This is a genomic window from Flavobacterium collinsii (assembly GCF_902804485.1).
Classification (GTDB): domain Bacteria; phylum Bacteroidota; class Bacteroidia; order Flavobacteriales; family Flavobacteriaceae; genus Flavobacterium; species Flavobacterium collinsii.
On sequence record NZ_CADCST010000082.1, the window covers coordinates 1 to 12,852 of the forward strand.

General features: G+C 36.6%; 10 protein-coding genes and 2 tRNA genes. 5 read left to right on the plus strand and 7 right to left on the minus strand.

What is annotated here, in order from left to right:
• Nucleotides 1-184: 184 nt before the first annotated feature.
• The 4 genes from rpsT to proS form a co-directional block, all read right to left on the minus strand.
• Nucleotides 185-436: a 30S ribosomal protein S20 gene (gene rpsT / locus FLA105534_RS10545; protein WP_173966087.1), complete on the minus strand. Its 252-nt coding sequence runs from the start codon at nucleotides 434-436 to the stop codon at nucleotides 185-187.
• Nucleotides 437-590: 154 nt separating this feature from the next.
• Nucleotides 591-662, minus strand: a tRNA-Glu gene (locus FLA105534_RS10550).
• Between the two features lie 44 nt (nucleotides 663-706).
• Nucleotides 707-778: transfer RNA gene (locus FLA105534_RS10555), tRNA-Glu, on the minus strand.
• Between the two features lie 77 nt (nucleotides 779-855).
• Nucleotides 856-2,334 carry a proline--tRNA ligase gene (gene proS, locus FLA105534_RS10560; RefSeq protein WP_173966088.1) on the minus strand — a complete coding sequence of 493 codons (1,479 nt, stop codon included), beginning with the start codon at nucleotides 2,332-2,334 and terminating at the stop codon, nucleotides 856-858.
• A gap of 101 nt (nucleotides 2,335-2,435) precedes the next feature.
• On the opposite strand from proS, the gene FLA105534_RS10565 reads away from it, so the two are divergent.
• The 5 genes from FLA105534_RS10565 to FLA105534_RS10585 all read left to right on the plus strand — a co-directional run bounded on the left by FLA105534_RS10565 (nucleotide 2,436) and on the right by FLA105534_RS10585 (nucleotide 8,184).
• On the plus strand, nucleotides 2,436-3,470 hold the full coding sequence (locus FLA105534_RS10565; RefSeq protein ID WP_173966089.1) for a hypothetical protein: 1,035 nt from the start codon (nucleotides 2,436-2,438) through the stop codon (nucleotides 3,468-3,470).
• 44 nt (nucleotides 3,471-3,514) lie between these two features.
• Complete coding sequence (locus tag FLA105534_RS10570; RefSeq protein ID WP_173966090.1) at nucleotides 3,515-5,104, plus strand: OmpP1/FadL family transporter; 1,590 nt, start codon at nucleotides 3,515-3,517, stop codon at nucleotides 5,102-5,104.
• Between the two features lie 217 nt (nucleotides 5,105-5,321).
• Nucleotides 5,322-6,635 (plus strand): 30S ribosomal protein S12 methylthiotransferase RimO, encoded by a 1,314-nt coding sequence (rimO, locus tag FLA105534_RS10575; protein ID WP_173966091.1) that lies wholly within the window; start codon nucleotides 5,322-5,324, stop codon nucleotides 6,633-6,635.
• 35 nt (nucleotides 6,636-6,670) lie between these two features.
• Entirely contained in the window at nucleotides 6,671-7,243 is a 573-nt protein-coding gene (locus FLA105534_RS10580) for a hypothetical protein (protein ID WP_173966092.1), read from the plus strand.
• A gap of 35 nt (nucleotides 7,244-7,278) precedes the next feature.
• Entirely contained in the window at nucleotides 7,279-8,184 is a 906-nt protein-coding gene (locus tag FLA105534_RS10585; RefSeq protein ID WP_173966093.1) for an N-acetylmuramoyl-L-alanine amidase, read from the plus strand.
• A 288-nt stretch (nucleotides 8,185-8,472) separates the two neighbouring features.
• Here the strand turns inward: FLA105534_RS10585 and FLA105534_RS10590 are convergent, their stop codons facing one another.
• The 3 genes from FLA105534_RS10590 to FLA105534_RS10600 all read right to left on the minus strand — a co-directional run bounded on the left by FLA105534_RS10590 (nucleotide 8,473) and on the right by FLA105534_RS10600 (nucleotide 12,817).
• A complete protein-coding gene (locus FLA105534_RS10590) occupies nucleotides 8,473-9,546 on the minus strand; it encodes an outer membrane beta-barrel protein (RefSeq protein WP_173966094.1) in 1,074 nt (357 codons plus the stop codon).
• Nucleotides 9,547-10,453: 907 nt separating this feature from the next.
• Complete coding sequence (mgrA, locus tag FLA105534_RS10595) at nucleotides 10,454-11,410, minus strand: L-glyceraldehyde 3-phosphate reductase (protein WP_173966095.1); 957 nt, start codon at nucleotides 11,408-11,410, stop codon at nucleotides 10,454-10,456.
• Nucleotides 11,411-11,488: 78 nt separating this feature from the next.
• Entirely contained in the window at nucleotides 11,489-12,817 is a 1,329-nt protein-coding gene (locus tag FLA105534_RS10600) for a sialate O-acetylesterase (RefSeq protein WP_173966096.1), read from the minus strand.
• Between the last annotated feature and the right edge of the window lie 35 nt (nucleotides 12,818-12,852).

Sequence of the window (12,852 nt, forward strand, 5' to 3'; positions counted from 1 at the left end):
GCTTTTAGAAGTCAATTCAGAGGAGTGAGGAATATAGATTTTTTCTTGTTCAGATTATCTAATCTTTTTGCCTAATCCCCAACTTTTGAACCTGATCCATTTTTACTTTAAAAATTACCTGAATATTACAAACAAAAAAAAGTCCTCAAAGAGGACTTTTATATTTTTAGGAAATTGCAATTAATTACAATTTAGCAACATGTTTAGTTAATTTAGACTTCAAGTTAGAAGCTTTATTATCATGAATGATATTCTTTTTAGCCAATTTATCAATCATAGAAATTACAGTTGATAATTTAGAAGACGCATCAGATTTATCAGTAGCTAATCTTAATGCTTTAATAGCGTTACGAGTAGTTTTATGTTGGTATCTGTTAAGAACTCTTCTTTTTTCGTTACTTCTGATTCTTTTTAATGCTGACTTATGATTTGCCATTTTGTTTTAATTTTAGATGTAATAATTATTATAAATACTAGTTAAAAAAGAAAAACCTCCCACAATTGCAAAACAATCACTTTGGTTTTAACTAATAAAACAAAAACCGAGACACCAATTTTCATTTTACAAAACTTATTTACAACTAATTTTGTAGTCTGTAAGGGAATCGAACCCCTGTTACCAGGACGAAAGCCTGGAGTCCTAACCCCTAGACGAACAGACCATTATCGTTCTAAGTTTTTCTATACTTAAATAGAGGTATTATTGTAGCCCGTAGCGGAATCGAACCGCTCTTACATGGATGAAAACCATGCGTCCTAACCGATAGACGAACGGGCCTGCTTCTCTAATGCGGATGCAAAAATACAACTATTTTTAAGATGTACAATACCTGATGCAAAAAAAATTAAAAAAAATTAATATGCCTTTGCAAACAACACTCTTTTTGAGGAAGGATTACCAGTAAACACACAGGTTCCCGCCTCTTCTTTACTATCTAAAGGAATACAACGAATTGTCGCTTTTGTCAAGTCTTTTATTTTTTCTTCAGTCGCAGCAGTACCATCCCAGTGAGCTGATACAAATCCTGCTTTACCGTCTAAAACCTCTTTAAATTCCTCAAAACTATTCACTTCCGTAATATGAGTATCTCGGTAGTTTAAGGCACGATTGTATAAATCAGTCTGAATCTGCTCTAAAAGATCATTTACATAATTCACAATTCCTTCACCAGAAACCGTCTCTTTTGTCAATGTATCACGTCTGGCAACTTCAAAAGTTCCATTTTCTAAATCTTTTGGACCAACAGCAATTCTAACCGGCACCCCTTTCAATTCCCATTCCGCAAATTTGAATCCTGGTTTTTGAGTGGTTCGGTCATCATACTTAACGGAGATTTTCAATTTTCTCAATTTAGCCGTTAGCTCATTAACCGCAGCGGTAATTTCAGCCAACTGCTCATCCGTTTTATAAATTGGAACAATCACAACTTGTATTGGCGCCAAATTTGGAGGCAATACCAATCCCTGATCATCTGAATGCGTCATGATCAACGCCCCCATCAAACGGGTCGAAACTCCCCAGGAAGTTCCCCAAACATGTTCTTGTTTTCCTTCAGCATTCGCAAACTTAACATCGAATGCTTTTGCAAAATTCTGACCTAAAAAGTGAGACGTTCCAGCCTGCAATGCTTTTCCATCCTGCATTAAAGCCTCAATACAATAGGTTTCATCAGCACCAGCAAAACGCTCCGTTTCGGTTTTAAAACCTTTCACAACCGGAATCGCCATAAAGTTCTGTGCGAAATCAGCATAAACATGCATCATTTTTTCAGACTCTTCTAATGCTTCTGCTTTTGTTGCATGCGCGGTATGCCCTTCCTGCCATAAAAACTCAGCAGTTCTTAAAAACAAACGCGTACGCATTTCCCAGCGCACCACATTGGCCCACTGATTAATTAACAAAGGTAAGTCTCTATAAGACTGAACCCATCCTTTATAAGTAGACCAAATAATCGCCTCACTTGTTGGACGAACAATAAGCTCTTCCTCTAATTTAGCGTTCGGATCCACCATTAGCTTTCCGGGTTTATCCGGATCATTTTTTAATCTATAGTGCGTTACAATAGCACATTCTTTTGCAAATCCTTCAGCATTTTTTTCTTCTGCTTCAAACATGCTTTTAGGCACAAATAAAGGAAAGTATGCATTTTGATGTCCTGTTTCTTTAAACATTCGATCCAATTCCGCCTGCATTTTTTCCCAAATAGCGTATCCGTACGGCTTAATAACCATACAGCCTCTAACTCCTGAATTTTCAGCTAGATCCGCTTTTACAACCAGCTCGTTATACCATTTTGAATAATCTTCTGATCTTGTAGTGAGGTTCTTACTCATATCGAATAGTTTGGCACAAATTTTGTTTTAATAATTTTAACTAAATAGTTTGACAAAACTAACTATTTTTGTAATGTGCAACAATAAAAAACACCACAGATATGAAAACTTCTATTTCTTTCCGCCAAAACTCAAGTCATTTTTACTTAATTGGATTATTGAGTTTTCTACTAGCATCGTGTGGTTCTTACCAAAACACTTCCTATCATGACAACGATGGAATTTACGGAGGTTCACCAAGAACGTATGCTCAAGCAAATACCACAAATAATCAATATAAAGATTACTTTAGATCCTTACAAGACGACAATCAGCCAACGGAAATTTTCACAGATGTTGACAGCTATGGCAATTATGCTGTAAATGACAGCACAAAAACCGTTAGCAACTACCCTGCCTGGGGAAGTGCAACCACTGATGTTTCTGTAAACGTATATTCTAACCCTACATGGTCGTTAGGATTTGGTTTTGGCTACGGATCCCCTTACTATGGTTGGGGTTATGGAGGATACTGGGACAACTATTGGGGATACCCTGGCTACTGGGGAGGCGGATGGGGATACCCAGGATGGGGATATCCAGGATGGGGCTACCCTGGCTATTGGGGATCTGGTCACAGATATGGATACAACAACTATTCTTATAACTATGGAAGAAGAGGTTCAGCAGCTTATTATGGAGGAAGAAACTATTCTTCCGGAAACTATATCACAAACAGAGGCTACAGCACCAATAGAACTTACAGCTCTAACAGAGACTACACCAACACTAACCGCAGCTATAACAGCAATAGAACCTATAGCACAAACAGAAGTGATTTCTCTGATTCAAGAAGAAATGCATCTGTAAACGGAAGAACATACAACAACTCCTCACCTACCTTTACCAACAGAGGAAACACAACTCAATATAATAGCGCCGATTACAGCAACAGAAGATCATCAAGTAATTACTACAACAACACTAACAGAAGTTACAACTACAACAATAACAATTCTGCACCAACAAGAAGCTACTCTCCTAGCCCATCCCGTTCTATGAATAGCGGCGGCAGCGGTGGAGGAAGATCATATAGCGGTGGTGGCGGTGGTGGCGGCGGAAGATCATACAGTGGCGGAGGAGGCGGAAGAAGATAATCGCCTCTTTCGTTAATCACAAAATCATACTAAAAACTATCCAAATGAAAAAAATATTATTCCTACTTATTACAGGACTAACTGCCAGCGTCTCACATTCTCAGGATGTATCAGATGCTGTACGTTATGCGCAAGACAATTTAACCGGAACTGCAAGATTTAGAGCCATGAGTGGCGCTTTTGGAGCTGTTGGAGGAGATTTTTCAGCCATTTCCGTAAACCCTGCAGGATCGGCAATATTCTCTAATAATCAGGTTGGAGTAAGTTTTAGCAATCAAAACATCAAAAACAATTCAAACTATTTTGGAACAGAAATTAGCGATAGCAAAAATTCTTTTACCCTAAATCAGGCGGGTGCTGTTTTTGTTTTTCACGATCACAACCCAAGCAACAACTGGAAAAAGATTGCTATTGGAGCTTCTTACGAAAACACTAATAACTTCAACAACAGAATTGTTTCAGTAGGAACAAACCCAACAAATTCTATTGACGGTTATTTTTTATCTTATGCTAATAACGGAAACGGAGGAGCACCAGTGCCACAAGAATTTGTAAACCTGGCCAATAACGAATCAATTAGCGACCTTTATCGCTATTTAGGCTCGAACTTACCAAATGGTCAATACCGAAATCTATCGGGATTCTCTGCTCAACAAGCCATGCTGGGTTATCAGGGATTCGTCATAAACGCTTCTGACCCGAATAACCCGAACAGTACATACACCACAAATGTACCTGCAGGAAATACCCCGGGAAAAGGAGATTATTACCAAGAAAATGAAATTTTCACGAGCGGATACAATAGTAAATTAAGCTTCAACATAGCAACTTCCTACAAAGACAGACTTTATTTAGGTGCTAATCTAAATGTGCATATCACGGATTATAGAAGATCAAGTAGTTTTTACGAAGACAATGACAACCCAACGATATCAACCCCAACGATATCAAGTTTACGCTTCAATAACAACCTTTACACCTACGGAAATGGCTTCTCTTTTCAACTTGGAGCTATCGCCAAAGTTACTAAAGAATTCCGACTTGGACTGGCTTACGAATCCAACACTTGGTACGAACTTTACGATGAACTTTCACAAAGTTTATACACAACCATGCGAGCAACTGGCGGACAACCTATTAATAAGTCCGTTAATCCTGATGTAGTTAATATTTACGAACGCTACACCTTACAAACTCCGGGAAAAACCACTTTCAGTGCCGCTTATGTTTTTGGAAAATCCGCATTAATCAGTATTGACTATGCCATAAAAGACTATAGCAATACCAAATACAAACCTGGCCGTGATTTTACAGGAATCAACAATCAACTAAGCAATCAATTGACCAATGCAGGTGAATTAAGAGTAGGTGCCGAATATAAAATAAAACAATTAAGCCTGCGCGGTGGATATCGTTTTGAAGAGAGCCCATACAAAGACGGAACTACAATTGGAGACTTAAACAGTTACTCAGGTGGTTTAGGGTATAATTTTGGAAGCACTAAAGTCGATTTAGCTTATTCCTATTTAGAAAGAAAATCGAACCAGGGATTTTTTGCAACCGGATTTAAAGATGGAGCAAATGTTACCTCAAAACTAAACAACGTTACGCTTACTTTATTATTTGAATTGTAATTAAAAATAAATAGAATAAATTAAAATTTCCGTCAGGCCCTTACTTGACGGATTTTTTTTTAGCCCGGATGGAAGCAACATCCTTTTGTGTCCGCCTTGGCCGACACAAAAGATATAACAAACAGCAGGATAAGCTTCATAAAAATCACCTAAAAGAAACGGAAACAAGCGGTGTTTGAATAAAAAAGTGTAATTTTGCACTCCAATTTATAAAAGTATGAGAACCAAGTCTTTAAAAAAGAACAAAATTAACGTAATCACTCTTGGGTGTTCGAAAAATGTATATGACAGCGAAGTGCTAATGGGACAACTTCGTGCTAATGGCAAAGAAGTACAGCATGAGGCACCTGCTAAAGAAGAAGGAAACATTATTGTGATCAACACTTGCGGTTTTATTGACAACGCCAAAGCAGAGTCGGTAAACATGATTTTGGAATATGCTGATAAAAAAGACAAAGGATTAGTAGATAAAGTTTTCGTTACCGGATGTTTGTCTGAACGTTACAGACCGGATTTAGAAAAGGAAATCCCAAATGTCGATCAATATTTTGGCACAACTGAATTGCCTCAGCTGCTTAAAGCTCTTGGTGCTGACTATAAACACGAGCTACTTGGAGAGCGTTTAACTACAACTCCAAAGAATTATGCTTATTTAAAAATTGCGGAAGGCTGCGACAGACCTTGCAGTTTCTGTGCTATTCCGTTAATGAGAGGTTCACATATTTCGCAACCTATTGAAAAATTGGTTAAAGAAGCTCAAGGTTTAGCTAAAAATGGCGTTAAAGAATTAATCTTAATTGCTCAGGATTTAACATATTACGGTCTTGATCTCTATAAAAAACGAAATCTTGCCGAGCTTCTGGAAGCATTAGCCAATGTTGAAGGTATCGAATGGATTCGTCTTCATTATGCTTATCCTACTGGTTTTCCAATGGATGTTTTAGAATTAATGAAACGCGAGCCTAAAATCTGTAATTATATAGACATACCGTTACAACATATTTCTGATTCGATTTTAAAATCAATGCGCCGCGGTACTACTCAGGCAAAAACAACACAATTATTGAAAGATTTCCGTGCTGCGGTTCCGGGAATGGCTATTAGAACTACCTTAATTGTTGGGTATCCTGGTGAAACTCAAGAAGATTTTGAGATTTTGAAAGATTTTGTTCAGGAAATGAAATTTGACAGAATGGGTTGTTTCGCTTATTCTCACGAAGAAAACACCCACGCTTACTTATTGGAAGACAATGTTCCGGATGATGTAAAACAAGCACGAGCAAATGAAATAATGGAATTACAGTCACAAATTTCATGGGATTTAAACCAGGAAAAAATTGGACAGGTTTTCAAATGTATTATTGACAGAAAAGAAGGAGCTCACTTTGTAGGCAGAACAGAATTTGACAGCCCGGATGTTGATAATGAGGTTTTGATTGATGCGTCTAAACATTATGTAAAAACGGGAGAATTTGTTAATATAAGAATAATAGAAGCAACAGAATTTGATTTATACGGAGAACCTGCTTAAATTTACGCTAAACAATTTTTAATAAATACACTTTTATGAAACCTATACAATCTTTATTTATTTTGTTTTTCGCGTTATTGTGCTTTAACTCTGTTTCAGCTCAATACGGAAATGGTTACAATAATGGTTACGGTGGTGGCGGTTATGGTAATGGCTACGGACGAGGCGGCGGAATGGGTATGGACAGAAGCATGATGGGAGGTCCTCAGCCAAATACCAGTAAACCAAAAGAAATACCTGTTGAAGAGACTGTTGGTAAAATTGTAGAGCAAATGAAACCGGAAGTAAACCTTGACGAACTACAAGCCATAGCTATTGGAAATGTTTTAATAGACAGCATGAGAGAGCAGGGCATCTTATTAAAAAATGAAAGCAGTAATCAGGATCAAAAAATCGAACAGATTAAAGCATTAAGAGAAAGTACTACTAAAAAAATAACTGCTTTTTTAAATCCGGATCAGATTCCAAAGTATACTGCATTCATGGATAATTTTAAAGAGATCAAAAAGACCTCTAAATCAAAAAAGAAAAAAGACTTAAAAGATAAAGATTCAAAAGAAGTTAAAGAAGTTAAAGAAGACTCCGAAACAACCAAAACACAGGACTAATTGTTTCAACCTCATCTAAAAAAATGCAACTGGCCATGGCAAAAAAACATTTTTGTTACCTGATTTTAGCAATTATTATTACTTCTTGCTCCACAAATCCTTATAAAAACACCGAAAAAGTTTACGATCAGCAGCTTAAAACTTTAGAGGGACAAATTACGAGTAAAGAAGCCCAACCAATTCCAGTAGTAAGCCCTGTAGTTATCGACACTACTTATGCACAACAACTTGGCATAGTAAAAGATACTTTATCTAAAACAGGATCAACTTCTTTACTAAATGGTATAAGCACCGAATGGATTGGAACAGTAAACTTCAACTTAAGAAAACCAAGTTTCATTATCCTTCATCATACCGCTCAGGATTCTCTTCAGCAAACGATCAATACTTTTACCAAGACCCGAACTCAGGTAAGTGCTCACTATATTATCTCTGAAAACGGAAAAGTAGTTCAAATGCTAAACGATTATCTAAGAGCCTGGCATGCAGGAGCATCAACTTGGGGAAAAAATACAGATTTAAACTCTTCTTCTATCGGAATTGAACTTGACAATAACGGCTTTAAACCTTTCACAGAAGCACAGATTAGTAGTTTAGTAGCGCTTTTAACAAAATTAAAAAAAGACTATAACATCCCTACTCAAAACATATTGGGACATTCTGATATTGCTCCGGGAAGAAAACGAGACCCAAGTGCTCTATTCCCTTGGAAAACCCTTGCTGAAAAAGGATTTGGAATCTGGCCAGACGAAGTTCTTGAGGAAGCACCTTTTGATTTTAAGATTGAGCCTGCACTGAGAATTATAGGATTTAATACCAAAAATCTTTCAGCAGCTATCATGGCATTCAAATTACATTATATTCAAACTGACACAACTGCAACTTTAGATCGAAAAACAATAGATACTATTTATTCGATTTATAAAAAACAGCTTCAGTAATACAATAACAATCAAGCACAAAAGTGCATTTCTAAAATTTAGAAATGCACTTTTTTTATTGTAAAAAACCTGACGTCTTATAAAAGTGAAGCATTTTTTTCTAAGTATCCATTTCGGCATTTTGATACACCAAAAAAAATAGCACAACTAATCTAAATTACAATGTAAAAATACTTAGCTGAAAACCGTGAGAATAGTGCAATACAAAAAGACTCCCATAAAAAAGCTGCCAAAACACAAGATAGGTTTTGACAGCTCCAAAAAAAAAAAAAATATCAATCTTTATCTCTAGAAAGAGTATGTTGTAGCGACTAATCCGAAGAATGATCCTCCTGTTGGAGCAGCATCTTTATCCAAAAAAATATCCTGAGAAGCAGCGTCGTATCGTAATTCCGGGATAATTGTTAGTTTCCCTACCTTGTAATTTAAAGAAACGGTGTTGGCAAAAACATTCGATCCTGTTAAGGTACCCAAACTGGCCGCAGCATCTTTCGCATCGAAATATTCCATACGGTAAGCCAAGCTCAATGATGGTTTAAAAGCATAATTTGCATATCCTACCAAAGCAAACCAATCACCATCTAGTGCACTGTCAATATCATTATTTGTTTTAGCATAAGTAGCATTAAATCCTAAAGAAAAGGCATCCGTTATCGCTTTAGAGGCTACAAAATCAATTTGCGTTTTATTCTCCTCAGAAGCAGGATTACTGCTACCTGAAGTAAAATTCAAATAAGCACTGCCTGTGTCTCCGATATACCCCACTTGTGCTATGTATGTTTTTTGACTCGAACCTGCATCCATTGCCGACTTAAAGTCGGTTGGGTTTGTGATACCAAACATCGCGGTGAACTTGCCTGATGTATATTGCGCTTTTAGTCCAGTATTAAAAAAAGGGCCATAAGAAAAAGCATAAGACATGCTGTAGTTTTTATTCCCGATCGCATCCAGTACTTCATACCCGATATGAGTTCCGAAACTACCTGCAACAAACTTAAATTTATCGGTAACCTGATAGGTGAAAAATAATTGTTTAATTAAAAATTTTGCATTTATATCTTTATCTGTTGTTTCGTTATAGGAGAACTCCCCCGCTCTCTTCCCAAAGCCTAAATCGACAAAAACCGAAGCTTTTCCGAAGGTATGTCCAGCCTGAACAGAGGCCATCCCTAATTCGAATGAGTCCTGAGAATTTGTAAAACTTGTCAATCCATTCATCTGTTTTGAAAAATCATATTTATAATACGCATCTGCTGATCCTCCCCAAGTGGTTGCCGGTGAAGTCGCAGCCTCAGTTTCCTCTTGGGCAAAAGCAAAAGAACTCGTTAACATCACGGCTAAAATGTGCAATACTTTTTTCATGTTTTAATTGGTTTTGGTTATTAATTGATTCTGGTTAGTTAATCTTTTATATAGGTAATTGAATACTATAAGCCACTTTTAAAACCTCTTATTCCCTCTAAAACTCCTTCATTTTCAGTAGCGAATTTATTAACTTTTGTATGAGTAAAAGAATCCAAATCTACTTTTCTACTGTTTTTAAAGAAGAATTATGGATTACAAAAATTAGCCTCTCTATAATCGTTATTTGGCATTATTAGTTATTCTTTTTTAAAAAATCAACAACTACATTTTAACAAAAACATTAAAAAATTAAAGGTAAAAACAAAACAACAAGTAAAAATTAGCCGAAAAACATCAAAATTTAAATCTTAAAAACAATACACCCATCAAAAAACAGGGTATATAATAAAATAATAAAAATAAAGGCAAAATTCAAAAAACACATATAACACGAAAAAGGATAATTTCAAAAAGTAAAAATTCCTACAAAAATTACAACCCAGAAAAGCAAGGGACACATCTAAAAACACAACCGCTTTACCCCTAAAACAGCTGTTACTAAAAACAAAAAAAGCCTGTTCCATTTCGAACAGGCTTTCTCAAAAAAGCTTCACTATGCTTAACTAAAAATCAAATCACAATGTGCTATACTAAATAAAAGCTTCTATAACCGATCAGCTTAAGATCTATAGAAAATCCTTTTTAAGAATGCTGATAAGCTTGGCACAAAAAAAAGACGCACCAGGGGGCTATCGTGTTGACACAAGTATAAAAAATAACACGAATTACACAAATCACCACTAATTTTTTTGTGAAAATAATTTCACAAACCAGGCTGACCAATTAAAATTTGTGCAAATTAGTGCAATTTGTGTTCAGACTGTAGCGAAGGGATATGTCTTTTTCCGGGAATCTAAAAATTGGCTTATGCTAAAATTTTCTCGATTGCATTTAATTCATCTTGCGTAAAATCAAGATTTTGCAAACACTCTATATTATTATTCAATTGACGTACAGAACTTGCTCCGATCAAGACCGAAGTAATTCGTTTGTCTTTTTGGAGCCACGCTAAAGCCATTTGAGCCAAAGACTGGTTTCTGTTTTTAGCAATTTCATTCAACCGAACTAATTTTTGGATGCGTCCTTCCGTAACCTCATCTTCTTTCAAATGCCCGTTTGGATTATGTGCTCTGGAGTTTTCTGGAATTCCGTTTAAGTATTTATCCGTAAGAAGTCCTTGAGCCAAAGGAGAAAAGGCGATACACCCTACTCCTTTTTCGTCCAGAACATCAAGCAAACCGTTTTCTACCCAACGCTCCAGCATGGAATATTTTGCCTGATGAATCAAACATGGTGTTCCCAAGTGTTTTAAAACATCAACCGCAACACTGGTTTGCTCTGCCGAATAGTTGCTTATTCCCACATACAAAGCTTTTCCGCTTCTCACCGCATAATCTAAAGCCATCATGGTTTCTTCAATTGGAGTTTCCGGGTCAGGGCGATGCGAATAAAAAATATCCACATAATCAACTTTCATTCTTTTCAAACTCTGATCCAGGCTCGATAACAAATATTTTCGGGAGCCCCAATCTCCATAAGGTCCGTCCCACATCGTATAACCGGCCTTTGTTGAAATAATAATTTCGTCTCTTAAATTTCCCTGAAAATTATGCCAGAGAATCTTTCCAAAATTAGTTTCTGCCGATCCCGGAACTGGTCCGTAATTATTAGCCAGATCATAATGTGTAATTCCTTTATCAAAAGCCTCCACAGCAATGCATTCTGCAGTATCAAAATTATCTACTGATCCGAAGTTATGCCACAATCCTAAAGAAATCTGCGGCAGCAGCAATCCACTTTTTCCACATCTGTTGTATTTCATTATTATATTTTAAAGGGTGTACATTTTATAATTTTAAAGGTAGAAAAAAAACAAATTCCTTTTGCGGCATTTCAACTTTCAATCGGTAACAAAACAAGAAGCAGGCAGATTCACTTCATTGAAAAGATCAGACTGAATAGTATTTCCCCAAGCAAAACGAATTTTTACAGGGCTCGACACTTTTTTACTTGTCAAAATGACCTGATCCCTTAGTATAGAAGCTTCGGCTGGATAAAAAATTTCATCTGCTCCAGCCATTTCAAACTGACTGGAGTTTTTATTCTTAAAATGCAATCCGTCAGCAGCATCGAAAGAAACTATTATTTCATTCTCTTCTACTATAAAATCCTTAAAGAGTGGTCCGTTTACCAAATTCGATTTGATTTTATAGGTTTCAGCCAAAGCCAAATTCGCCAGACGGATTCCTACTGATTTTTTATCTTTTGGATGAATCTCTTTCACGTCTGAGACATCACTGATTACGACCATCCCGGTTTTAGGAACTTTATCAAGCAATTTTCTTTGTGAGTCTCTTAAAATAACATTGAAGAAATTATTACTTCCGGTTTTATAGGGAGCAATTTGAACATAATAAAAAGGGAATTCGTCTTTCCAGACTTCCCGCCAGGAGGCGATCAAAGCAGTCAGAATTTCATCATAAATCAGAGATCCCACATTTGACTCTCCTTGATACCAAATAGTTCCGGCTATTTTAAATCCAGCAATTGGGTGAATCATTGCGTTATAGGCACGACCGGGTTTACGTGGCTCATATTCCTGCCCATTAAATTTTCTGGCACTTTCAAGTAAGACAGGATCATTCTGAACAACTTCGCTTGGTATCCAGATTTCTGCCGTAGTTCCTCCCCAATTGGAAGATATCAATCCGACAGGAACATTTTTCAAATCCTCACGCAAACGTTTCGCAAAGAAATAACCTATTGCGCTAAAATCTTTCATGGTTTCCGGAGTTGATTCTGTCCAGCTTCCTAAAAGGGTATACTGAAGTTCTGCCGATGTTAATTGAGGAACATTAAAAAAGCGAATAGCAGCGTCAGCAGCATTTTTCATTTCCTCTTCTCCATTATCGATTCCCCAGCTAGCCGACATTTCCATATTAGATTGTCCGGTACAGAGCCAAACTTCCCCTATGAGAATATTGTTAAGCACAATCTCCCTGTTCCCTTTTATCAAAATTGTATAAGGACCGCCTGCTTCGGGAGTTTCAATAATAATCTCCCATTGCCCCTGATGGTTTACAATCACCTGATACTTAATATTGTCCCAACTTGGAACTAGTGTAATTTCTTCTTTTGGATTCGCCCAACCCCAGATTTTTACTATGGAATTGCGCTGCAATACCATATTGTCGCCAAAAATATTCGGAAGTGTTAGGTTTGTTATCATGGTATGGAAAATCATAAAAAAGAAAACAAACTTAA